General features: G+C 61.8%; 21 protein-coding genes and 4 tRNA genes. All 25 read left to right on the top strand.

Annotated elements, in window-relative coordinates; genetic code table 11:
- Positions 1-418 precede the first annotated feature (418 nt).
- The gene (locus tag GT495_RS09770) at positions 419-586 is read left to right on the top strand and encodes a hypothetical protein (RefSeq protein ID WP_156064160.1); all 168 of its coding nucleotides are present in this window, start codon (positions 419-421) and stop codon (positions 584-586) included.
- Between the two features lie 21 nt (positions 587-607).
- Complete coding sequence (locus GT495_RS09765; protein ID WP_240128178.1) at positions 608-805, top strand: DUF3825 domain-containing protein; 198 nt, start codon at positions 608-610, stop codon at positions 803-805.
- A gap of 138 nt (positions 806-943) precedes the next feature.
- Positions 944-1,018, top strand: a tRNA-Val gene (locus tag GT495_RS09760).
- A 392-nt stretch (positions 1,019-1,410) separates the two neighbouring features.
- Positions 1,411-2,556, top strand: a complete 1,146-nt coding sequence (locus GT495_RS09755; RefSeq protein ID WP_161162483.1) for a hypothetical protein — start codon at positions 1,411-1,413, stop codon at positions 2,554-2,556.
- 335 nt (positions 2,557-2,891) lie between these two features.
- Positions 2,892-2,964 (top strand) — tRNA-Ala (locus tag GT495_RS09750).
- Positions 2,965-3,162: 198 nt separating this feature from the next.
- Positions 3,163-3,238: transfer RNA gene (locus GT495_RS09745), tRNA-Ile, on the top strand.
- 602 nt (positions 3,239-3,840) lie between these two features.
- A tRNA-Ala gene (locus tag GT495_RS09740) sits at positions 3,841-3,913 on the top strand.
- A 75-nt stretch (positions 3,914-3,988) separates the two neighbouring features.
- Positions 3,989-6,022 (top strand): ABC-F family ATP-binding cassette domain-containing protein, encoded by a 2,034-nt coding sequence (locus tag GT495_RS09735; RefSeq protein WP_156600105.1) that lies wholly within the window; start codon positions 3,989-3,991, stop codon positions 6,020-6,022.
- On the top strand, positions 6,009-6,305 hold the full coding sequence (locus tag GT495_RS09730; protein ID WP_370457651.1) for a hypothetical protein: 297 nt from the start codon (positions 6,009-6,011) through the stop codon (positions 6,303-6,305). Before GT495_RS09735 ends, GT495_RS09730 begins: the two co-directional genes overlap by 14 nt.
- A 9-nt stretch (positions 6,306-6,314) precedes the next feature.
- Positions 6,315-6,998: a site-2 protease family protein gene (locus GT495_RS09725; protein ID WP_161162482.1), complete on the top strand. Its 684-nt coding sequence runs from the start codon at positions 6,315-6,317 to the stop codon at positions 6,996-6,998.
- An 84-nt stretch (positions 6,999-7,082) separates the two neighbouring features.
- Complete coding sequence (locus GT495_RS09720; RefSeq protein ID WP_156600101.1) at positions 7,083-7,892, top strand: ScpA family protein; 810 nt, start codon at positions 7,083-7,085, stop codon at positions 7,890-7,892.
- An 11-nt stretch (positions 7,893-7,903) separates the two neighbouring features.
- Complete coding sequence (gene scpB / locus GT495_RS09715) at positions 7,904-8,623, top strand: SMC-Scp complex subunit ScpB (protein WP_161162481.1); 720 nt, start codon at positions 7,904-7,906, stop codon at positions 8,621-8,623.
- Positions 8,610-9,575, top strand: a complete 966-nt coding sequence (locus GT495_RS09710) for a pseudouridine synthase (RefSeq protein WP_192924202.1) — start codon at positions 8,610-8,612, stop codon at positions 9,573-9,575. The genes scpB and GT495_RS09710 overlap by 14 nt, the downstream gene beginning before the upstream one ends.
- Positions 9,576-9,641: 66 nt before the next feature.
- On the top strand, positions 9,642-10,328 hold the full coding sequence (gene cmk, locus GT495_RS09705) for a (d)CMP kinase (RefSeq protein ID WP_161162480.1): 687 nt from the start codon (positions 9,642-9,644) through the stop codon (positions 10,326-10,328).
- Positions 10,329-10,331: 3 nt separating this feature from the next.
- Positions 10,332-11,060 carry a lysophospholipid acyltransferase family protein gene (locus tag GT495_RS09700; protein ID WP_161162479.1) on the top strand — a complete coding sequence of 243 codons (729 nt, stop codon included), beginning with the start codon at positions 10,332-10,334 and terminating at the stop codon, positions 11,058-11,060.
- A 2-nt stretch (positions 11,061-11,062) separates the two neighbouring features.
- Positions 11,063-11,962 (top strand): 4-hydroxy-3-methylbut-2-enyl diphosphate reductase, encoded by a 900-nt coding sequence (locus tag GT495_RS09695; protein ID WP_240128177.1) that lies wholly within the window; start codon positions 11,063-11,065, stop codon positions 11,960-11,962.
- Between the two features lie 2 nt (positions 11,963-11,964).
- Positions 11,965-13,407 (top strand): DUF512 domain-containing protein, encoded by a 1,443-nt coding sequence (locus GT495_RS09690; protein ID WP_161162478.1) that lies wholly within the window; start codon positions 11,965-11,967, stop codon positions 13,405-13,407.
- Between the two features lie 10 nt (positions 13,408-13,417).
- Entirely contained in the window at positions 13,418-14,752 is a 1,335-nt protein-coding gene (der, locus tag GT495_RS09685; protein WP_161162477.1) for a ribosome biogenesis GTPase Der, read from the top strand.
- Positions 14,745-15,428: a glycerol-3-phosphate 1-O-acyltransferase PlsY gene (plsY, locus tag GT495_RS09680; RefSeq protein ID WP_161162476.1), complete on the top strand. Its 684-nt coding sequence runs from the start codon at positions 14,745-14,747 to the stop codon at positions 15,426-15,428. Before der ends, plsY begins: the two co-directional genes overlap by 8 nt.
- Before the next feature lie 9 nt (positions 15,429-15,437).
- Positions 15,438-16,445: an NAD(P)H-dependent glycerol-3-phosphate dehydrogenase gene (locus GT495_RS09675; RefSeq protein ID WP_161162475.1), complete on the top strand. Its 1,008-nt coding sequence runs from the start codon at positions 15,438-15,440 to the stop codon at positions 16,443-16,445.
- A gap of 18 nt (positions 16,446-16,463) precedes the next feature.
- Positions 16,464-17,135, top strand: coding sequence for a ribulose-phosphate 3-epimerase (gene rpe / locus GT495_RS09670; RefSeq protein WP_161162474.1), 672 nt, complete (start codon positions 16,464-16,466; stop codon positions 17,133-17,135).
- A gap of 6 nt (positions 17,136-17,141) precedes the next feature.
- Positions 17,142-18,320 (top strand): cysteine desulfurase family protein, encoded by a 1,179-nt coding sequence (locus tag GT495_RS09665; RefSeq protein WP_161162473.1) that lies wholly within the window; start codon positions 17,142-17,144, stop codon positions 18,318-18,320.
- Positions 18,317-19,126: a Nif3-like dinuclear metal center hexameric protein gene (locus tag GT495_RS09660; protein ID WP_161162472.1), complete on the top strand. Its 810-nt coding sequence runs from the start codon at positions 18,317-18,319 to the stop codon at positions 19,124-19,126. The genes GT495_RS09665 and GT495_RS09660 overlap by 4 nt, the downstream gene beginning before the upstream one ends.
- Complete coding sequence (locus GT495_RS09655; protein WP_161162471.1) at positions 19,123-19,842, top strand: zinc ribbon domain-containing protein; 720 nt, start codon at positions 19,123-19,125, stop codon at positions 19,840-19,842. The genes GT495_RS09660 and GT495_RS09655 overlap by 4 nt, the downstream gene beginning before the upstream one ends.
- 2 nt (positions 19,843-19,844) lie before the next feature.
- Positions 19,845-21,077, top strand: a complete 1,233-nt coding sequence (coaBC, locus tag GT495_RS09650) for a bifunctional phosphopantothenoylcysteine decarboxylase/phosphopantothenate--cysteine ligase CoaBC (RefSeq protein WP_240128176.1) — start codon at positions 19,845-19,847, stop codon at positions 21,075-21,077.
- Positions 21,078-21,122 lie beyond the last annotated feature (45 nt).

Genomic DNA, 21,122 nt, shown 5'->3' with positions numbered 1-21,122 from the left:
GGGGCCGCGGGGGCGTTCGGCTAACTGCGGGAACGGCCTATTTGCTCAATGTGTTCGGCTGAGATCGGAAATCAACCAGGAGTGGGAGGGATTCCGCCGTAGTCGGCATTGTGGGAAAATCCAAAAGTTTAGATTTTCCCACAATGCTTATCTTTTGGTCTTTGGTTCGGAATAGTGTAGTGCTGGCGGTCTATCTCTTGTTTTCGGTTGCTTGCTTCCTTACCGTACATGAGCATTGTTGCAGCAATTATCCCGAAAGCATGACTTTTGATAACTGTACAGTAGACGCAACCGAACCTATCGCGCCGAAAGCACCCCGCACTTTACCCGACAATCTGGACAGCATCGCCTTGATCGACGAGGCCATTCGGTCAACTATTGCGGACATGCCCAACGCACTCAGGCTCTTGGAGAACTCATGATGGCGTTCGCGTCGCGGGGTGTGGATCCGTTCGCGCCGCTGGTGCTCGATGATGCTAGATCGCTCGAAGTCATGGCCGCGGCCGTCAAACGCCTGCACGGCACGCTCATGACGATCGGGCACTGTTATACGACCGACGCCGCAGGCGATCGGGCTGCGCTCTAGCTCGGACGCGTCGAGTACGTGATGGCGGGTGCACAGTTCTACGACGGCCGGATCCAGCTGCTGCTGCCGCTGTGCCTGACCGGCGACAAGCCCGAGCTGGCGCTGACCATCCAGCGCGAGGACGGCTTCTATGCCGCACGCACCTGTCTCACACTCGACATGGCCTACAACAATGCGCGACTTATCTGCCACCCCGAGACGTCGTTGTTCAAGCTGTAAATCGGCGTTGAGCTGCGGTTTTACTGGTTATGGCGTTTGCCATGGCGCGGCTGACGCGCACGATTTTAAAATCGAGGGCAAAAAGTTCTTGGTAAACCTCACGCGGCTATGTTAGTATCTCTTTTGCCGAAAGGCGACGGGCGATTGGCTCAGGGGTAGAGCATATCCTTCACACGGATGGGGTCACAAGTTCGAATCTTGTATCGCCCACCATCTAAAGCACAGGCCGGAGGTTTTAAGCCTCTGGCCTTTTTTCATTTTGACACCAATCTTGACACCAAATCTGACACCAATATCGAATCGAAATTTTTAAACGTGTTTCTAGCTGATCTCTCCTGAACTGATGTCATCGCGCGTTTTGCATAAAGCTCATGCGCTCTTTCATTGAATTTGCCATGGGATTCACGCGCAAATGTGGAGATAGGGACCACGGCCCCAGAACACCTGCCAGCAGATTTGTGCCACACGGCGATCTTTAGGCGAAATGCGTCAAGCTATTGGCCAGCATTTGGTCAGCTTCCGGTACTTACCCGCATGATGCCGCCATTGATAATCGGTCTACTTGCAAACATAACGGCACGCAGCCAAAGCTAGGGGAGGCCCATATGGACGAGATCGTCTGCGCAAACACCGCATTTCGCTACTGGCGCTGCCCACCCCAAGTACGCGACCTCTACCCGTGCCTGCCAAGCTCTGAAGAAGACTGGAGAGCCCTAGCCCAGTCGCCCTTCGTAGTTGACGTTCTCAAGACGCCGGTTGTCGCTGCCGCATCAACACGAAGTAACTTACATTCCGATCTGCGACACACCATTCGATGGAATGAGGCTTATGCAGGAAATATATCCATCGATACTGGTATGGGCTTCAGTGTCACGGATCCGCTCAATACGCTGTTTACCATGACGCGCAGCATTTCTCATAGTGACTTGGTGCTCGCAATGTACGAATTCTGTGGCTGGTTCTCCATTTTCAAACCATCTGCTTCATCTGAACTTGCCCTTGAACTGGCAAGTTCAGATGAAGCGTGCCCTAGCACCGAAAAGTTATTTGAGCTTGATGAGACCCAGGATGAACCACCCTGGAAGCGCGTCTATGCAACCGCACAGCCAAAGAGCAACGAAATGAGCCGCCAGGGAAAGGAAGAAAACAATAAAGACAGAGGGAAGGGAACCTCGCTATGGATGAGAAAACCCCTCATTGAGATTGAAGAATTGCAGAGATTCGCAGCTAGAGTCAGGAGTGAAATGTGGGGGAAGCAATTCTACGAGGCCGCCCAGCAAGTAATTGGTGTCGCTGCGTCTCCGCTTGAGGTGGCTGGGATTATGTTGTTCAGTCGACCAAGACGACGGGGTGGAGCGGGATTCAATAACATATATGTCAACGATTTAACTCCGTTATCAGTTTCGGCCCGACAGATAGCAGGTCAGAAAGTGTGCTACGGCGACATCGTGATAGTAAACCCAATAACGATGAAGGCCGTTATCATCGAAATTCAAGGAGAGGTGGTTCATGGTTCGGGCGCGGTGCTCGACCACGATGCCACTCGAATGACGGCCCTGCAAAGCATGGGATACGACGTAATACTAGTAACCCATGACATGCTCAATGATCGCAATCAGCTTGATACCATCATTCACAGTGTGTGCGATCGCTTGGAGCTGAACTACAAGCCGAAAACTAAGGCGATGCAACGTGCGGAAACCAGACTACGTGCAAACGTGCTTTCCAACTGGCTCGAAATCGGCATATAGCATATCCGTACGCGTCAATTTGGCCCTCGCGAGAGCGTCTACCTGTTCTGTCACTTCAAAACACTGCTGGTTTACTACGATAAATCGATGACCTCCGAGAACGCAAAATTTGCTGCTTACAAAACTGCAGGTAGAACGCTTGACAATTTCGCAAAAAGTCGAGTGTGGTCGCACAACCCGGATTCATCGTAGTAAATCGGCATAGTTTTGACGCAGGCGGTACGAGGAGGGTCGCGACCGGGCCCAGGCAAGCCGTCCAGAGCGGCGCCCGCGAAAGTTTTTCCAAAAATGTCCTTGCATCTCCGTCCGAGTTCCCGTATAGTACTTCTTCGCACGGGGGCGTAGCTCAGCTGGGAGAGCGCTTGACTGGCAGTCAAGAGGTCAGGGGTTCGATCCCCCTCGTCTCCACCCGAGCATTGAATGAGGCTCCAACGCAAGTTGGGGCCTTTTTTCATATAGGCACACAAGGTCAAAGGCGGCACCATGATCCTCCTGGTCGACAAGATCGTGCGTTGAACGGGTGCCGCGCGCATGGTATTATTTCAAATCGTGGTTCAAGATGGGTGGCCCGCTTTGACGGCCTCTATCACATCCACTACTTTACAAGGGCTCTTGGCGCAACGGTTAGCGCAGGGGACTCATAATCCCTGGGTTCTGGGTTCGAATCCCGGAGGGCCCACCACCATCTACCAGCGGTTTCCCTGCTATTCAGTTAATCAGGGGAACCGCTTTCGTTTTGGTTTTTCCTTCTCGAATCCACTGGTTTCTTCTGGCTATCCACAACTATCCACCACTGACTTGTGCATAGATATACGTTTCTCTTGTATATACACTTTGAATCTGCTTTGAATCGTCTTCCTGAATCGGCGTCAGGCAGGGGCCCGAGCACCTTGGGTAGGCTCCCCGAAATACCGCTATCACGAAACCAGGGTATCCGCTACTTTTAACCCACACCCCTCGACCATACCCTTCGTTTCGGGAAAACTGCAGGCCGTCTACCTGCGGTTTTATTTTTGCCCAAGACTGCATGGTCGTGCAGTGCCGGACTAGCGTAGTAGATGGGCCGCTTTCGTGGCGGGAGGTCCCCAGGAGCGACCGGACTGGAGCTGGAAAGGCGTGCGGTGCCGCCGGTGCCCGCCCGCGGGGCGCGCCCCGCGGGCGGAAAGGGCATCTCGGGGCAACGCGGCCCGTTTCCGCGTCCGTATCCGCGGCCGCGGCGGCGAAAGTTTTTCCAAAATTGTCCTTGCATCGCCGTCCGAGTTCCCGTATAGTACTTCTTCGCACGGGGGCGTAGCTCAGCTGGGAGAGCGCTTGACTGGCAGTCAAGAGGTCAGGGGTTCGATCCCCCTCGTCTCCACCCGAGCATTCAATGAGGCTCCAACGCAAGTTGGGGCCTTTTTTCATATAGGCACACAAGGTCAAAGGCGGCACCATGATCCTCTTGGTCGACAAGATCGAAAAAAGCTTCGGCGCACGCGTCCTCTTTAGCGGCGCGTCCTTCCAGATCAACCCCGGCGAGCGCTTTGCGCTCGTGGGACCCAACGGCGCCGGCAAAACCACCATGCTCAAGATCATCATGGGCATCGACAGCCCCGACGCCGGCCAGGTCCAGTACGCCAAGGACTGCCAAGTGGGTTACCTAGAGCAGGAAACCAACTTGGAGCACAAGGACACCACCATCCTCGCCGAGGTCATGGCGGCCGCTAAAGAAATCCGCCGCATGGGCGAGCGCGCCAACGAGCTGCAGGCCCAAATCACCGAGCTCTCCGAGCAAGGCAAGGACGTCGACGCACTCCTTAACGAGTACGGCCAGGTCCAGGACCGCTTCGAGCACCTGGGCGGCTACGAGCTCGAGAGCAACGCGCGCAAGATCCTGTCCGGCCTGGGCTTTAAGGTCACCGACTTTGAGCGCCCGTGTTCCGAGTTCTCGGGCGGCTGGCAGATGCGTATCGCGCTGGCAAAGCTCTTCCTGCGCCATCCCGACTTGCTGCTTCTGGACGAGCCTACCAACCACCTGGACCTCGAGAGCGTCCAGTGGCTTCGCGGCTTTATCGCCAACTATGACGGCGCCGTGCTCATCGTCAGTCACGACCGCGCCTTCATGGACGCCTGCGTCGACCACGTCGCCGCCCTCGAAAACCGTCGCGTAACCACCTACACCGGCAACTACAGCAGCTACCTCAAGCAGCGCGAGGACAACCTGGAGCAGATGCGCGCCAAGCGCGCCGCTCAGGAGCGCGATATCGCCCACATGCAGGTCTTCGTCGACAAGTTCCGCTACAAGCCCACCAAGGCAGCCCAGGCGCAGGAGCGCATCCGCAAGATCGAGCAGATCAAAAAGGAGCTCGTCATCCTGCCCGAAGGCCACAAGCACATCGACTTTAAGTTCCCCGACCCGCCGCGCTCAGGCGACATGGTCGTGGGCCTCGAGGGCGTATCCAAGTCCTACGGCGACAAGCACATCTACAGCGATATCGACCTCAAGCTCTACCGCGGCGAGCACGTGGCGCTCGTCGGCCCTAACGGCGCCGGCAAGTCCACCCTCATGAAGATCATCGCTGGCCTGGAGCCGCCCACCACCGGTACCCGCGATCTGGGCACCAACGTAGGCGTGGCCTACTATGCCCAGCACGCGCTTGAAGGTATGACCGAGTCCAACACCGTCCTGCAGGAGATCGACACCGTCACGCCCAAGTGGACCGTGCCGCAGCAGCGCAGCCTTCTGGGCGCCTTCTTGTTTAGCGACAACGACGCAATCGAAAAGCAGGTCCGCGTCCTCTCCGGTGGCGAGAAGGCCCGTCTGGCCTTGGCCAAGATGCTCGTGGCCCCCGAGGCGCTCCTGTGCCTGGACGAGCCCACCAACCACCTGGACATCGACTCGGTGGACATGCTCGAGAACGCCCTGCAAAACTTCCCAGGTACCATCGTTCTGATCAGCCACGACGAGCACCTGGTGCGCGCCGTGGCCAACCGCGTGATCGACATCCGCGACGGCAAGGTCACGGTCTACGACGGCGACTACGACTACTACCTCTACAAGCGCGAGGACCTCGCAGCCCGCGCCGCCGCCGAGGCGCCCACGGAGAGCGCGCCTGCCGCGGCCAAGCCCACCAAAGCCAGCGCCGCCCAGGCCGACACCCCCGCCGCGGCGCCTAAGCCGGTCGAGGGCAAAAAGACCAAGGAGCAGAAGCGTGCCGAGGCCCAGGCCCGCGCCGCGCTCAACAAAAAGCTTAAGGGCGTGCGCAACCAGCTCAAGAAGATCGAGGCCGAGCTAGACAACAAGCGTGCCCGCTATGACGAGCTTATGGAATTGATGGCAAGCGAAGAGCTTTATGCCGATCAGGACAAGTTCAACGCCGCACTGGGGGAATATAACGGCCTTAAGCAAGAGCTGCCCAAGCTCGAGGACGAATGGCTGGAGCTTTCCACCCAGATCGAAGAGGAGACCGCGCGTGAACTCTCGTAAGGCCGCTGCCGTGGCGATGAGCATCATCGCCATCACTTGTCGCATCTGCGGCATCTTTATGAGCGCGATGACCGTGCTGCTGTGCTTTAGCGGCCTCACCGCCAAGCTGCAGATCGTAGGCTTTGTCGTTGAGCTTTCGCGCGCGCTGCCGAGTGCTATCGCCGGCTACGGCGTCATCACATCGCCCTTCGGCGGTGTGTTCCGCCTGGATTACGCCATCGTCACCGTTATTTTGTTTGCGGTCGACTACCTGCTCACACGCGCCTCGCGCCGCGTCCGCTAGGGGAGTGCCATGTCCAACAGCTATCTGATGAACCTGCTCGCCAGCGCCGTTGCCGTCATCGTTGGCATCGTGATCCACGAGAGCGCGCACGCCGCCGCGGCCTGGGCGCTCGGCGACAAGACAGCCCGCTCGCGTGGTCGTGTCTCGCTCAACCCGCTCAACCACATCGTCCCGTTTGGCACCGTCCTCCTGCCGCTGCTGATGCTCGCCGCGGGTGGCCCGGTGTTCGCCTTTGCCAAGCCCGTGCCCGTATACCTCAATAACCTTAAGCACCCCAAGCGCGACGAGGTCCTGGTGAGCGTGGCCGGCCCCGTATCGAACATCGCACTGGCATGCCTTGCCGCAGCCCTCATGCACGCAGCGTACGGCAACCTTTACGCCAGCATGTCCTTTGCCGTAGCGTCCCAAATCATGAACTTCGGCGCCACCTTTATCGTGGTCAACCTGTCGCTCGCGTTCTTTAACCTCATCCCGATCCCGCCGCTCGACGGCTCGTCGATCATCGTCCCGTTCCTCAAAGGGAAGGCGCTCGCCAACTACTATCGTCTGCAGCAATACGCCATGCCGATCCTTATCATCGTGCTGTATCTGCTGCCCATGTGGACCGGCATCGACGTGATCGGCCGGTATTTCGACGTTACCGTGTATCCGCTGGCGGAGCATCTGCTCAACTTCGCAACCGCCGGCATCTAGGGTAAACTTACAGGTCGACCGTGCAAAACGGTCTCAACATGCACCCAAACCGCGCCGCGAAGGCGCCGTCAAAGGAGGTCGAAGATGTCGTATCGCGTGTCGACGCAGGTCTACAGCGGACCGTTCGACCTGCTGCTGCAGCTGGTAACCCGCCAAAAAGTAGATATCGGCGCCATCTCGATCAGCGAGGTGGCCGAGCAATACCTGGCCGAGGTCGAGCGCATCGAGGCGCTGGACCTGGACGTGGCGAGCGACTTTTTGCTGGTCGCGGCAACCCTTCTGGACATCAAGGCCGCCTCGCTGGTGCCCCAGCAGGCCCCAAGCAACACCGACGAAGATGACGAGGACGACGAAGATCTCGAGGAACTCAGCGCGCTCGACGGCGATGCCCTGCGCGAGGTCCTGATCCAGCGCCTGATCGCCTACAAGCAGTTTAAGGGCGCGGCGGCGGCCCTTGGCGCGCGCATGCAGGCCGAGAGCCGCATGCATCCGCGCGTGGCCGGCCCCGACCCCGAGTTCTTGGGCCTTATGCCCGACTATCTGGCCGGCATTACTCTGCGCGGCCTCGCCGTCATCTGCGCCGACCTGGACGGCAAGCGCCAGACCTTCCTGCTGGAGGCCGAGCACGTGGCACCGCATCGCGTGCCGCTCGACCTGACGGTGGCCTCGGTCGACCGTTTTACCATGGCGCACCAAACCTGCACCTTCCGCGAGCTGCTGGACGGCGACGCCACCACCGAGCAGCTCGTGGTCACCTTCCTGGCCATGCTCGAGCTCGCCAAACGCGGCTCGCTCACGCTGAGCCAGGACGAGATCTTTGGAACCATTCAGATCAACCGCGTCGAGGGTGCCGAGGCATACGTGCCCGGCGAGGGCCCCGAGCTCACCGAATAGGAGCGGCAACCATGTCAACCCTTTCCACGCTGGAGGCAAACAGCCTCAAAGGCGCCCTCGAGGCGCTGCTGCTGGTGTCGAGCGACCCCGTGAGCGCGCCCGCACTGGCAGGTGCGCTGGATATCGCCCCCGGCGAGTGCGCATCGCTGTTGGCCGAGCTCAAGGTTGAGTACGAGGAGGCCAACCGCGGCTTTCAGCTGCGCGAGGTCGCTGGCGGCTGGCGCCTGTTCACACACCCCGCCTACCACGATGTGGTCGAAGCCTATGTGCTGAGCTGGGACACGCAAAAACTGTCTCAGGCGGCGCTCGAGACCCTGGCCGTCATCGCCTACCACCAGCCCGTCACGCGCGAGGTGGTCAAGGGCATCCGCGGCGTCAACTCCGACGGCGTCATCGCGTCGCTCGTGGACAAGGGCCTGGTGCGCGAGCTCGGCCGCGACCCAGAGCGCGGTCAGGCAATCATCTACGGCACAACCAACGCCTTCTTGGAAAAGTTCGGCCTGCGCTCCACCCGCGACCTGCCCGATCTGGAGCAGTTTGCGCCCGACGAGCAATCACGTCAGTTTATCCGCGAGCGCCTGAGCGGCCGCAGCATTCAGTCCACGCTCGAGGAGCAGGCCGAGGACCTGGACGAAGAGCGCGAACTGATCGATACCGATGTTGAGGACGACGCAGATGAAGAGATCCTGACCAGCGGTGACAGCTCGGAGGATATGCATGACGAGGACTAACGAAGCAGGGGAGACGCACATCGCCGGCGTCATGGGCGCGCCCGCGACCGACTCCCAGCCCGTCTACCCGCACACCATGCGCTTGCAGCGCTTTTTGGCGCGTGCGGGCGTGGCGAGCCGCCGCGGCTCGGAGGACCTGATGACCGCCGGCCGCGTGACCGTCAACGGCCAGGTCGCGACCGAACTGGGCACCAAGGTCGACGTCGACCGCGATCACATCGAGGTCGATGGCATGCCCGTCACGCTCAACCAGGGCGCCGTGTACCTGATTCTCTACAAGCCGACCGGCTTCCTCACCACCATGAGCGACCCGCAGGAGCGCCCCTGCGTGGCCGACCTGGTCCCGCGCGACCGCTTTCCGGGGCTCTTCCCGGTGGGTCGCCTGGACCGCGACACTACGGGACTTCTGCTCTTTACCACCGACGGCGACCTGTCGCAGGACCTGCTGCACCCCAGCAAGCACGTCTACAAGACCTACCAGGCGCTCGTGGATGGCCACCTGACCGATCGCGACCTGGAACCACTCCGTCGCGGCATCGAGCTCGATGACGGTCTGTGCCAACCGGCGATCTGCCGCGTCATTACCGCGCGCGAGGCCGAGGCCGTGGCTCCGCAAGGCGTCAAGCCCGGTACCACCGCCGTGGAGGTCATTATCCGCGAGGGCCGCAAGAACCAGGTCAAGCGCATGCTGGGCAAGATCCACCATCCAGTGATCCGCCTGCATCGCTGTAACTTTGCCGGCCTGGAGCTCAAAGACGTGGCCAAGGGCTCGTGGCGCGAGCTCACCGACCGCGAGGTACAGATACTTAAGGCCGGCGGCATCCCGCCCAAACAGGACAGCGCCAAGAGCAGTGCCGCGCCCGCGACCAGCACCGCAAGCTGGACGCGCCACCACGGCAGCCACGGCTCCGCGCCCAAGCGCAACACCTACCGCGAGCGCTACACCGGCTAGGCAGACCGCCAAGCCCCAGCGACTGCGTCCCATACCAGCACGTCAACCACCGAAAGGAAGCATTGCATGATCGTCGCCATCGACGGCCCCGCCGGTTCCGGCAAATCCACCATAGCCAAGGAGATCGCACGCCAGCTGGGCTTTAACAAGCTCGACACGGGCGCCATGTATCGCGCCGTCACCTTTGCCGCGCTCGACCGCGGCATCGACCTGGACGACGAGGCGGCCATCAATGCCCTCGCCGAACAGATCGAGATTCGCTTTACCAACGGCACCGGCGAGGACACGCGCCTGACCATCGACGGTGCGGATGCCTCGGCTGCCATCCGCACCCCGCAGGTGGACGCCAACGTCTCCAAGGTCTCGGCCTACCCGGGCGTACGCGCCGCCATGCTCATCCATCAGCGCCGCGCCGCCGAGGACCGCGACATTGCCGCCGAGGGTCGCGACATCGGCACCGTCGTGTTCCCCAACGCGCAGGTCAAGGTCTTCCTGACCGCCGACCCGCGTGAGCGTGCCCGCCGCCGCGTGCTGCAGCGCCACCAAAACGACGCCCAGCCGCTCAGCGCCCCACAGCTCGAGGCCGAGGTCGACGAAACCCTCGATGCCCTCAAGCAGCGCGACAAGCTCGACAGCAGCCGTGAGGTCGCACCGCTCGTTCCCGCCGAGGACGCCGTGCACGTCGACTCCACCGCCCACACCATCGACGAGGTCGTCTCGATCATCGAGGACCTCATTAACCAAAGGAGGTAGCCCATGCGCCTGTTTAAGCAGACGCCCGAGGATTACTACAACGCCCCCTACACCGAGTTCCCGGCGCTCATCCGCGGCACTGTCGCGGTAGTCATGGGCATCCTGTGGGTCTTCTCCAAGCTCATGTGGCGCTGGAAGGTCGAAGACGCCGACCTGCTGTTTGAGCGCCAGGAAGGCCGCGGCAGTGTAGTCATCTGCAACCACACCTCGATGGCCGAACTCTTGGCCGTGGAGACGGCGCTGTTCTTTGGCGGCCGCCGCGTCCGCCCCATCTTTAAGTCCGAGTTCGCCAAGAGCAAGATCGTACGCTGGGCCTTTAGCCGCGTGGGCGGCATCCCCGTGGAGCGTGGTACTGCCGATATGAAGTGCCTGCGCGCCGCCCAGCATGCGCTGCAGCGCGGCGAGGACGTCCTGATCTTCCCCGAGGGCACGCGCATCCGCTCGCGTGAGATTAAGCCCGAGGTCCACGGCGGCTTTGCGCTTATTGCCCAGATGGGCAAGGCGCCCGTCAACCCCCTTGCCATTTGTGGCTGGTCTGACATCACACCCAAAGGCAAAAAGCTCATGCGCCCCAAAAAGTGCTGGATCCGTGCCGGCAAGGCCGTCTCGCTATCCGATGCACCGGCCGAGCTCAAGCGCAAGGAGCGCCTGGCATGGTTTGAGTCCGAGGCCATGAGCCGTGTCTACGCCATGCGCGACGACCAGTGCGCCGAGCACCCGGGCAGGTTCTAGCCATGGTTGAGGAAGTCATGAACACTGCCGAGGCCGTGCCCAGCAAGGCAGATGCCCCCACCATCGAAATCGCTGCGCATGCCGGCACCTGCTACGGCGTGCAGCGTGCGCTCGACATGGCGCTGACCGCCGCGCCTCAGGCAGGGGAGAGCACTCAGGTCCACACGCTGGGTCCGCTCATCCATAACCCCATCGTGGTACGCGAGCTCGCCGAGGCAGGCATTGGTCTGGCAGACACCTTGGACGACGCCGCATCGGGCACCGTGATTATCCGCGCTCACGGTGTGGTGCCGCAGGTCATCGACGCCGCTCGCGAGCGCGGCCTGACCGTGGTCGACGCCACCTGCCCCTACGTGAAGAAGGTCCATGTGGCGGCCGAGCGCCTGGTGCGCGAGGGCTACCGCGTGATCGTTGTGGGCGAGCCGGGCCACCCCGAGGTCGAGGGCATTCTGGGCCATGCTGGTGATGACGCTCAAGTCGTGAGTTGCGCCGCCGATGCGGACGCGCTGCCACTCAAGGGCAAGGTGGGCCTGGTTGTGCAGACCACCCAGACCGCGCAGAACCTGGCCGAAGTCGTGGCCTCCATCACCCCACGCGTGCAGGAACTGCGCGTGATCAACACGATCTGCGCCGCCACGAGCGAGCGCCAGCAGGCGGCGGCATCCCTTGCCAACCGCTGCGACTGCATGGTCGTCGTGGGCGGCAAAAATTCGGGCAACACGCGCCGCCTGGCGCAGATTTGTGCCGATGCCTGCGAGCACACGCATCACATCGAGGAAGCTTCCGAGCTCGAGGCCGCATGGTTTGCCAACGCGCGCCACATCGGCATCACCGCCGGCGCTTCCACCCCGCAAGAACACATCGAACGCGCCGTTGCGCGCATCAAGGAGCTTTGCCGCTAATCATGGACCAGACCGTACCCGCATACGCCGCCGAGGTGGCCGATTACGGGCGCAGCCGCGACCCCGAGCCGGGTGAGGGCGCGCTCGTAAAGAGCGTGCGTCCCGAATCGCCCGCATGGGATGTGGGTATCGAGCCGGGCATGCGCGTGCTCACGGTCAACGGCGAGCAACTCACCGATATGATCGTATGGCTTTGGGAAGCCGACGACGACGCCGTCGACCTAGAGGTTCTCGACCCGCGCGACGGCACCGTCACCCCCGTGGAGCTCGACCGTTTTCCCGGTGAGGATTGGGGCCTGGAGTTCGACGGCCCCATCTTTGACGGCATGCGTACCTGCGTCAACGCTTGCGTGTTCTGCTTTATGACCATGCTGCCCAAGGGCGGCCGCTCCACGCTCTACATCCGCGACGACGACTACCGTCTAAGTTTTTTACAGGGTAACTTTGTCACGCTCACGAACCTCTCCGACGAGGACGTGCAAAACGTCATCCAGCGCAACATGAGCCCCATGAACGTGTCGGTTCATGCCGTGAGCCCCGACGTCCGCCGCCGCATGATGGGCCGCAACGCCCAGCGAGGCATGGACGTACTCGAGGCCATCATGGCCGCCGGCATCGAGATTCACGCGCAGATTGTGTTGTGCCCCGGCATGAACGACGGCGAGGAGCTGGAAAAGACCCTGCGGTATTGCGAGGAGCACGAGCAAATCACAAGCTTGGGCATTGTGCCGCTCGGTTTTACCAAGCATCAGAACCGCTTTAGCTGGTCATACAGCGACAAGCCCGAACTGGCGCGCGAGACCATTGCCATGATCCGACCGTTCCAGGACCGCGCCTTCGAGCGTTTTGGCCGCCACACCTTCCAGATGAGCGACGAGTTCTACCTGGACGCCGGCATCGATCTTCCCGAGGCAGACTTTTACGACGGCTACCCGCAGTACTACGACGGCATCGGCATGATCCGCTCGTATCTGGACGAGACCGACGATGTGCTTGCCGCCGACGCCGAACGCCTGACCCGCGTTCGCGAGGCCATCACAGCCCGTGGTCAGCGCTTGCTGTGCCTCTCGGGCGCCAGCGCGCGCGATACGGTGGCGCGCTTCGTGGAGTCTCCACAGGGCCTTTCTGGCACCGTCACGGCCATCAAAAACCGCTACTTTGGCGGCAACGTGGACGTGACCGGCCTCATCGTCGCCTGTGACATCTTGGAGCAGCTGCCGCAGGACCTATCGGGGGTTATGCTCTTTGTGCCTAAGCTCATGTTCAACGCTGACGGCATGACGCTTGACGAGTATCATCGTGACGATTTACTCGCAAGCCTTACCAGTCGCGGCGCCGAGGTTCATGTGGTGTCGACCATGCCGCATGAGCTGCTCGATACCCTGGAGCACATCCTTGGCATTGTGCCTGCCGACTTTACTAGTTCCGCTGACCCCATCCATTAAAGGAGAGCAGATGAAACCTATCGTCGCCGTCGTCGGACGCCCCAACGTGGGCAAGTCCACGCTCGTCAACCGCCTGGCCCAGACCTCGGACGCCATCGTCCACGAGTCCCGCGGCGTCACGCGCGACCGCTCGTATCACACGGCCGATTGGAACGGCCGCGAGTTCACCATCGTCGATACGGGCGGTATCGAGCCACTCAAGAGCGATGACGTCTTTGCCACATCCATCCGCGATCAAGCCCTTGCCGCCGCCGAGGAAGCTGCCGTCATCCTGTTTGTAGTCGACGGCCGCACCGGCGTCACCGAGGAGGACGAGTCGGTCGCCCGCATGCTCAAGCGCTCCGACAAGCCGGTCTTTCTGCTGGTGAACAAGCTCGACAATCCCGATCGCGAGAATGACAACATCTGGGAGTTCTATTCGCTCGGCATCGGTGAGCCCACGCCGCTCTCGGCCCTGCACGGCCATGGCACGGGCGACCTGCTCGACGATATCGTGGCCCTGTTGCCCGAGGAGGAGGACGAAGTCGCCGACGAGTTCCCCAACGCGCTGAACGTTGCCATCATCGGCCGCCCCAACGCCGGTAAGTCGTCGCTGTTCAACCGCATCCTGGGTGCCGATCGCTCCATCGTGTCCAACATCGCCGGCACCACGCGCGATGCCATCGACACCGTCGTCGAGCGCGACGGCAAGCATTACCGTATGGTCGACACCGCTGGTATTCGCAAGAAGAGTACCGTGTACGAGAACATCGAGTACTACTCCATGGTCCGCGGCCTGCGCGCCATCGACCGCGCCGACGTGGCGCTGCTCGTCGTCGACGCCTCCGTGGGCGTCACCGAGCAGGATCAGAAGGTCATGGGCTTGGCCATCGAGCGCGGCTGCGCCATCGTGGTGCTGCTCAACAAGTGGGACCTGCTCGACGACGACCGCAAGCGCGAGGCCTGCATGGAGACCGTCGACCGCCGTCTGGGCGTCATGGCTCCCTGGGCCCAGTACCTGCGCATCTCGGCCCTGACCGGCCGCAGCGTCGAGAAGATCTGGTCCATGGTCGATGCCGCCGAGAAGACGCGCTCGCAAAAGATCACCACCTCGCGCCTCAACACGTTCCTCACCGACCTGCGCGAGTTTGGCCACACCGTGGTAGACGGCAAGCGCCGCCTGCGCATGCACTACGTGACCCAGACGGGCGTCAACCCGCCGACGTTTACGTTCTTCGTCAACCACAGCGACCTGGTCAACGACACTTACCAGCGTTATGTGGAGAACCGCATGCGCTCGACCTTCGACTTCGCCGGTACGCCCATCCGACTCTTCTTTAGGAAGAAGGAGCAAAAGGATGCTTAATCCGATTCTGCTGACCGCCATCTGCGCCGTGGTCTCGTTCTTTATCGGAGCGATTCCATTTGGCCTGATCCTGGGCCGCGTGTTCAACCACACCGACATTCGCAAGGCGGGCTCCGGCAACATCGGCACCACCAACGCCCTGCGCGTGGCCGGCCCCAAGGTGGCCGCGCTCACGCTACTGCTCGACTGCCTTAAGGGCGCCATCTGCGTCCTTATCGCGCGTCCGCTCATCGCGAGTGTGGGCTATGGCTTCCCTGTGAGCATCATGGCTCCCGGTGCCGCCGGCGACTGGATGCTCGGCGTCATTTGCCTGGCTGCCGTGTGGGGACACATCTTCTCGCCCTACCTTAACTTCCACGGCGGTAAGGGTATCGCCGTGGGCCTGGGCGTGATTCTTGCCTGGTACTGGCCCATTGGCCTGTCGCTGCTGGGCATGTTTATTGTGGCCGTCGCCATCACCAAGTACGTGTCGGTGGGCTCACTTGCCGCCGCCATCGGTCTTCCCATCGCCGCCTGCGCGGTCTTTCCGTACAGCAGCCTGGGCCTCAAGTTTTGCATGGCGATGATCGGGATCACGGTGGTGTGGGCCCATCGTGCGAACATCAAAAAGCTCATGACGGGTAAGGAGTCCAAACTCTCGTTTACCAAGCGCGTCACCGAGCCCGACGAAATGTAGGAGAGAGCCATGAATGTTGCGCTGATTGGCTCCGGCTCCTGGGGAACCGCCGTCGCCGGCCTTGCCGCCGCGCGAGCCGAGCGCGTGACCATGTGGGCCCATAGCGAGCAGACGGCCGCTGGCATTAACAGCGAGCATCGTAACCCCCGCTATCTGGTGGACTACGTGCTGCCGGAAAACGTTGTCGCCACGACGGACCTGGCTCAGGCGCTCGACGGCGTCGAGGCCATCATCTTTGCTGTGCCTTCGACGCATTTGCGCGACGTCTGCCATCAGGCGGCGCCGTTCATCGCCGCGGACACCCCGGCGCTCTGTCTTACCAAGGGTATTGAGCCCGAGTCCGGCTTGCTCATGAGTGAGGTCATCGCCAGCGAGATCGGCAACGAGTTGCGCGTGGCGGCACTCTCGGGCCCCAACCATGCCGAGGAGATCTGCCGTGGCGGACTTTCGGCCGCCGTCATCGCCAGCGAAGATCCGCAGATAGGGGAGACCTTTAAGGAGCTGCTGCTGTCCACGGCCTTCCGAATCTATCTGTCGCAGGATATGACCGGTGTTGAGGTCTGCGGCGCCATGAAAAACGTTATCGCCATCGTGTGTGGCATCTCCGCCGGCTCGGGCGCAGGCGACAATACGCTCGCCCTTATCATGACGCGCGGCTTGGCCGAGATCAGCCGCCTGGTGCACGCCCGTGGCGGCCAGGCCATGACCTGCATGGGGCTTGCCGGCATGGGCGACCTTATCGCCACCTGCACCTCCAAGCATTCGCGCAACCGAACCTTTGGTTACGAGTTTGCTCACGGCGTATCGCTCGACGAGTACCAGGCTCGCACGCATATGGTGGTCGAGGGTGCCGTCGCGGCCCGCAGCGTCAGCGAGCTCGCCCGTTCACTGGGCGTAGACATTCCGCTCACCTTTGCCGTGGAGCAAACGCTCTACAACGGTGTTACTTTGGATAGGGCGCTCGAGATCCTTACCGACCGCGTACCCTCCCAAGAGTTCTACGGACTCACCGACTAGCACAGAAAGGCATCTACCATGGGTTCCATCAAAATCGCTCCGTCCGTCCTTTCGGCCGACATGGCCAACCTCAAGGGCGAGCTCGACAAGATCGCCGGCGCCGACTACGTGCACTTCGACGTTATGGACGGTCACTTTACCGGCAACCTGACCTTTGGCGTTGACATCCTCAAGGCCGTCAAGCGCTCCACCGATGTACCGGTCGACGCGCACCTCATGGTGTCGAACCCCGACGAGACGGTCGATTGGTACGCCGACGCCGGTGCCGATATGATCACCGTGCACTACGAGGCTTCCACGCACCTGCACCGCACGCTCACCCATCTGCAGCAGCGCGGCGTCAAGGCCGGCGTGGTGCTCAACCCCGCCACACCTGTGTGCGTGCTCGAAAGCATCATCGACGTCGTCGATATGGTACTGCTGATGAGCGTGAACCCTGGCTTTGGCGGTCAGAGCTTTATCCCGGGCACGCTGCCTAAGCTGCACGAGCTTACGGCCATGTGTGAGCGCCACGGCGTGTCGCCCCTGATCGAGGTCGATGGCGGCATCTCTTCCAAAAACATCGCTGATGTTGTCAAGGCTGGCGCCAACGTGCTCGTGGCCGGCTCTGCCGTATTTAAGTCCGAAGATCCCGCCGCCGAGGTTGCGCAGCTGCAGAAGCTGGGCAATGAGGCCGCACAGGAGGCATAAACCCTTATGACCGCAGGTCAAAACCGCATACCCGTGAATCTTGACTATGCCGCCTCGACGCCCATGCGCGCCGAGGCGCGCCTTGCGCAGCGCGAATATGACGACAGCGAGCTTGCCGGTGTCAACCCCAACTCGCTGCACTCGCTCGGTCGCAAGGCCGCCGCACGCCTGGAAGTCGCCCGTCGCGAGATCGCCCGTAGCTTTGGCGCACGCGTTCGCCCGTCCGAGATCATCCTTATCAACGGCGGCACCGAGGCCAACCAGCTGGCGCTGCTCGGTCTTGCCGAGGGCGCTCGTCAGTGCGATCGCAAGCGCGACCGTGTCATCGTTTCGGCCATCGAGCACGATTCGATTCTGGACAACCTGCCGCTGCTGCGTGCCGTCGGCTTTACCGTCGACATGGTGCAGCCCTGCCGTGCGGGCTACGTTGAGCCCGCCGCGCTTGTCGAGCTGCTAGGCGACGACGTGGCGCTCGTGAGCATTATGGTCGCCAACAACGAGACCGGCGTGGTACAGCCCATCCGCGAGCTGGCCGCCGCCGCACATGCTGTCGGCGCCCTGTTTCATACCGATGCCATCCAGGGCTACTTGCATATTCCACTCGATGTCACCGAGCTGGGCGTCGATGCTATGACCGTTGCCGCGCACAAGATCGGCGGCCCTGTGGCATCCGGCGCGCTCTACCTTAAGAACCGCACGCCGCTGCGTCCGCGCATCTTTGGCGGTGGACAGGAAGCTGGCCGTCGCGCCGGTACGCAGGATCTGCGCACGCAGCTGGCTTTTGCCGCTGCCGCCTGCACGCTGGCGCCCCACGTGGCCCAGGAGCGCGCGGAACTGCAGACCTTGTCCGACAAGCTCTACGCCACGCTTACGGCCCATCCTCGCATTCACGCCACGATGGGCGACTACGCGCAGGCCAATCGCCTGCCCGGCATGGTTTCAATCTACGTTGACGACATGGACTCCGAAGAGCTCATCATCAAGCTCGATGCCGCCGGCTTTGAGGTTTCGGCCGGATCGGCTTGCTCGAGCGGCAGCATGGACCCGAGCCATGTGCTCAGCGCCATGGGCATTGGTCGCGAGCAGGCGCTAGGCGCACTGCGCATCTCCTTCGATGACCGCGTGAATCCTGACGATCTGGACGACTTTGCCCAGACGCTGCTTTCGATCGTAGGCGCCGCATGATTGTCTCCGAGCTTGAACATGCGCTGCTGGCACGCTACCCCAAGGCGGACGCAGAGGGCTGGGATCATGTAGGGCTATCTGTGGGAGATCCCACTGCCAAGATCACCGGTGTTGCCTGTGCACTCGACGCGACCGAGGCCAACGTGCACCGCGCTCTCGAGGCCGGCGCCAACGTCCTGCTGACGCATCATCCCATCTATATCAAGGCGCCCGAAGCCTTTTGCCCGGCCGATTCCGCGCGTCCCCAGTGCAGCGCCGCGCTGTACGAGGCAGCCCGTTGCGGCGTGAGCATCATCTCGCTTCACACCAACCTGGACCGCTCGCACGAAGCGCGCGTTCGCCTGAGTGAGTTGCTGGGCGTCGCGCCCGTGAGCTCGCTGGAGCATGTGAACGAGCCCGAGCTCACCGGTCTGGGCGCACTCGCGACCCTCCATGACACCTGCAACCTGCGCGATCTCGCCAACCGTGCCGCCACGGCCTATGGCAGTGATCCGCGCGTATGGGGCGAAGCCGAGCACCCGTGCCGCACCCTCGCTATTATGGGAGGCTCCCTCGGCGACTTTGGAGAGCTTGCCATCGCCGCGAGCGCAGATGTAATTGTGACTGGAGAAGCCGGCTACCACGTGGCGCAGGACCTTGCCTTACGTGGCCTGGGCGTGATCCTACTCGGCCACGACCGCTCCGAAGAGCCGTTCGTTGATATATTGATGAACTCTGCAGTTGACGCTGGGGTCGACCCCCGTCATGCGATTAAAATACTGAACCCTTGCCAATGGTGGACTGTGACAAAAGGAGAGAACTTATGAGCGCCGGCGCTACGCTACTCAAGCTGCAACAGATCGATTTGGAACTCGCCCGCAACAAGAGCGAACTTGCCAATATGCCGGAGCTCAAGGAGCTCGCTTCCAAGCGCAAGACCTATGTGAAGCTCAAGTCCGAGATGACCAAGCTCTACGCCCAGCGCAAGGATCTGGACATTGAGCTCGACGACCTCAACACCACCGAAATCCAGACCAACAATGCCATCGAGGCCGCCAAGAAGCGTCACGTCGACGGTTCTGATTACCGCGAGGTGCAGGATCTGGAGAACGAGCTTGCCACCCTGGCAAAGCGTCTGGACAAGATTGAGCACACTCGCAAGGACGTCGTTGTCGCCCATAAGGAGGCACTCGACCGCGAGACTCGCGCGCAGGCCATCATCGCCAAGTTCGAGGAGGGCGTGAAGGCCGATACCAAGGCCGCCCGCGCCAAGGCCGCCGACCTCCAGGCTCAGATTGACGCCGCCACCAAGGAGCGCATCGCCCTTGCCGCTACGCTGCCGACCGACGTGCTCACCGACTACGAGCGTCTGCTCAAGCAGTTCCGCGGCCTGGCCGTCGAGACCATCCAGGGCAATATCCCCACGGTCTGCCACACCGCGCTGCAGGCATCGTCCATGAGCGACCTCAACCACGACGGTAGCGAGATTACGCACTGCCCGTACTGCCACCGCCTGCTCGTGCTCCCCAGCAAGGAAGCCTAACGATGACGGCGGCACTCAAAAATTCAATGCAACTTGAGGGAAAAACGATCCTGCTGGGCATTACCGGCGGGATCGCCGCCTATAAGTCGTGCAATATCGTGCGCCTGCTGCAAAAGCGCGGTGCGCACGTCAAGGTTGTCATGAGCGAGCATGCCACGGAGTTCGTGGGCCCGCTCACCTTCCGCGCACTCACGGGCGAGTCGGTCGCAGTGGGCCTATTCGACGACCCCTCCGATCCCATCCACCACATTTCGCTGGCGCAGGAGCCCGATCTGGTGGTCGTAGCGCCCGCGACGGCCAATATCATCGCTAAGATGTCCAACGGCATTGCCGATGACCTCATCTCCACCACGCTGCTCGCCACGCCGCGACCCATTGTGATCGCGCCGGCCATGAACAACGGCATGTGGAAGGCGCCGGCGACGCAGGCCAATATGGCCACGCTGCGCGACCGCGGGGTGCACGTGGTGGGGCCCGGCAGCGGCTACCTTGCCTGCGGCGACGTGGACACGGGGCGCATGAGCGAACCTGAGGACATCGTTGAAGCCATTTGCGATGTGCTCAACCCTGCGCCCCAGGACCTTGCAGGCAAGCGCATCGTGATCACCGCCGGTCCCACGCACGAACCGATCGACCCTGTGCGCTTCATTGGTAACCGTTCGTCGGGCAAGATGGGCATCGCCCTGGCGGGGGAGGCCGCTCGCCGCGGCGCTGCGGTCACGCTCGTGCTGGGGCCGACGTCGCTCGATGTCCCCCGCGGCGTAGAGTGCGTGCGCGTGCAGACCGCCGCTGAGATGCTGGAGGCGGCGCTGGACGCCTTTCAGACGGCCGACGCTGTCATTTGCGCGGCGGCCGTCGCCGATTACACCCCCGTATCCCCTGCAGACCATAAGCTCAAAAAGGCAAACGAACGCCTGGATCGCATCGAGCTGGTCGAGACGGTTGATATCTTGGCCGAGCTTTCGCGCCAGAAGGGTGAGCGCCGTGTAATCGGATTTGCAGCCGAGACCGATAACGTCGTGGAGTACGCTGAGCGTAAATTGGCCCGCAAGGGCTGCGATGCGATCATCGCCAACGATGTCTCGCGCGCCGATTCGGGCTTTGGAACCGACACTAACAAGGCCTGGATTGTGAGCATAACGGGCACCCAAGAACTTCCCGTGCTAACAAAACCCCAGCTCGCAGATACAATTTTGGACTTGCGGTTGATTTCCGATCTCAGCCGAACACATTGAGCAAATAGGCCGTTCCCGCAGTTAGCCGAACGCCCCCGCGGCCCC

The sequence above is a fragment of the Collinsella sp. BIOML-A6 genome (assembly GCF_009875845.1).
Lineage (GTDB): Bacteria > Actinomycetota > Coriobacteriia > Coriobacteriales > Coriobacteriaceae > Collinsella > Collinsella aerofaciens_H.
This window is presented reverse-complemented; position numbering and strand designations above follow the sequence as displayed.

Bases quoted from the DNA above. Each gene is read 5' to 3' on its own strand.
- coaBC (WP_240128176.1), top strand. From the start codon at position 19,845: ATGACGGCGGCACTCAAAAATTCAATGCAACTTGAGGGAAAAACGATC.
- GT495_RS09765 (WP_240128178.1), top strand. From the start codon at position 608: ATGGCGGGTGCACAGTTCTACGACGGCCGGATCCAGCTGCTGCTGCCG.
- scpB (WP_161162481.1), top strand. From the start codon at position 7,904: ATGTCAACCCTTTCCACGCTGGAGGCAAACAGCCTCAAAGGCGCCCTC.
- der (WP_161162477.1), top strand. From the start codon at position 13,418: ATGAAACCTATCGTCGCCGTCGTCGGACGCCCCAACGTGGGCAAGTCC.
- GT495_RS09690 (WP_161162478.1), top strand. From the start codon at position 11,965: ATGGACCAGACCGTACCCGCATACGCCGCCGAGGTGGCCGATTACGGG.
- GT495_RS09770 (WP_156064160.1), top strand. From the start codon at position 419: ATGATGGCGTTCGCGTCGCGGGGTGTGGATCCGTTCGCGCCGCTGGTG.
- GT495_RS09655 (WP_161162471.1), top strand. From the start codon at position 19,123: ATGAGCGCCGGCGCTACGCTACTCAAGCTGCAACAGATCGATTTGGAA.
- GT495_RS09735 (WP_156600105.1), top strand. From the start codon at position 3,989: ATGATCCTCTTGGTCGACAAGATCGAAAAAAGCTTCGGCGCACGCGTC.
- GT495_RS09720 (WP_156600101.1), top strand. From the start codon at position 7,083: ATGTCGTATCGCGTGTCGACGCAGGTCTACAGCGGACCGTTCGACCTG.
- GT495_RS09665 (WP_161162473.1), top strand. From the start codon at position 17,142: ATGACCGCAGGTCAAAACCGCATACCCGTGAATCTTGACTATGCCGCC.
- GT495_RS09755 (WP_161162483.1), top strand. From the start codon at position 1,411: ATGGACGAGATCGTCTGCGCAAACACCGCATTTCGCTACTGGCGCTGC.
- GT495_RS09700 (WP_161162479.1), top strand. From the start codon at position 10,332: ATGCGCCTGTTTAAGCAGACGCCCGAGGATTACTACAACGCCCCCTAC.
- GT495_RS09710 (WP_192924202.1), top strand. From the start codon at position 8,610: ATGACGAGGACTAACGAAGCAGGGGAGACGCACATCGCCGGCGTCATG.
- GT495_RS09660 (WP_161162472.1), top strand. From the start codon at position 18,317: ATGATTGTCTCCGAGCTTGAACATGCGCTGCTGGCACGCTACCCCAAG.
- cmk (WP_161162480.1), top strand. From the start codon at position 9,642: ATGATCGTCGCCATCGACGGCCCCGCCGGTTCCGGCAAATCCACCATA.
- GT495_RS09725 (WP_161162482.1), top strand. From the start codon at position 6,315: ATGTCCAACAGCTATCTGATGAACCTGCTCGCCAGCGCCGTTGCCGTC.
- GT495_RS09675 (WP_161162475.1), top strand. From the start codon at position 15,438: ATGAATGTTGCGCTGATTGGCTCCGGCTCCTGGGGAACCGCCGTCGCC.
- rpe (WP_161162474.1), top strand. From the start codon at position 16,464: ATGGGTTCCATCAAAATCGCTCCGTCCGTCCTTTCGGCCGACATGGCC.
- plsY (WP_161162476.1), top strand. From the start codon at position 14,745: ATGCTTAATCCGATTCTGCTGACCGCCATCTGCGCCGTGGTCTCGTTC.
- GT495_RS09695 (WP_240128177.1), top strand. From the start codon at position 11,063: ATGGTTGAGGAAGTCATGAACACTGCCGAGGCCGTGCCCAGCAAGGCA.